At 67.5% G+C, this 1,169-nt stretch carries 1 protein-coding gene; it reads left to right on the forward strand.

Annotated elements, in window-relative coordinates; genetic code table 11:
* Positions 1-1,169: hypothetical protein (locus BT115_RS18735; RefSeq protein WP_177257454.1), on the forward strand; the 1,169-nt coding region annotated here is incomplete at both ends.

Consider the following 1,169-nt stretch of genomic DNA (forward strand, 5'->3'; position numbering starts at 1 on the left):
GCGGTGGCGATGTTTGCTGGTGACGAGGACTTGCGGCGCACGGCGGACGGCTGGTTGCGCGAGGGGCGTCTGGAGAAGCTGGGCGAATGGTGGGTACGCGGTCTGGACCACGATTGGGCGCAACTGCATCGCGAGCGCACGCCTCGCCGTGTCGGCGTGCCGTTGTACCCGTTCGCCAAGGAAACCTATTGGGTCGATGGTGCGAACAGCGCGGTTCCGGCGCATTTCGGCACGGCGCATCCGCTCGTGCACGAGAACGTCTCCAACCTGGATGTCGCCCGCTATCGCTGCCACGTGGCCGCGGTGAAGGGCGGCGTCGATGCCGCGACGGTGCTGGCATTCGTGCGTGCCGCCGTCGCCCGTGCACAGGAACGAGCGGACGAGGCATCGGTGTTGCTGGAAGACGTGGCCTGGGAACGCAACCCGGATGCCGCGGTTTCCTACACCGTCAGCTTGTGGCCGGACGAAGACGGCGTCGCCTTTGAAGTGACGGCGGACGACGACGAGGCGATCGTCGTGCATGGCCTTGCCGTTATGGATGAGAGCGCAGCAGGCGAAGACCAGGCATGCGGCGTCGTTCTGGAAACCGTGTCGAACGAGGCGCCCAGCATGCCGTGGAAGAGCGGCGTCGTATGGTCCCGCGACATCGGCGGGGCACGCGTGTCTCGTCTTGATACGCGCCGGAAGCCTCGTTTCGCGCTGGCGGCCGCGGCCGATCTGGCGAACGGTGAGAGTGCGTCGTTGGCACGCCCGCGCTTCACGCTCGGCGCACCGGATGCTTTCCAGCCTGGCAACGTCGACGCTGTCGCGGGCAGCTTGCGTATCACCGGCATCGCTCCTGCGGTGTGGACGCTGCACGTCACCATGGACGACGTGGGCTCGGTCGCGGCCTGGGCGTCTGCCGTGAGCGACGCATGCGAGGTTATCGCCAAGGGCGACCTGCGCGCGCTGATCGTGGTGGTCGACGGCGCGTCGGCAGCGGACGTCTCCGCAGCGTCCGTCTGGATGGCGTTCGTGTCGCACCTTCGTGGCGTGCCGGTGCCTGTGGTCGCTGCCGTGCGCGGCGACGCGATCGGCGCGTCGTGGTGGTTGGCGTTGTCGTGCGATGCATTGGTGGTGTCGTCGGAAGGCCATTACGGTCTGGACGAAGGTTCATGGAGTCTGGCGGG

The sequence above is a fragment of the Luteibacter sp. UNCMF366Tsu5.1 genome, from assembly GCF_900119235.1.
Classification (GTDB): Bacteria; Pseudomonadota; Gammaproteobacteria; order Xanthomonadales; family Rhodanobacteraceae; genus Luteibacter; species Luteibacter flocculans.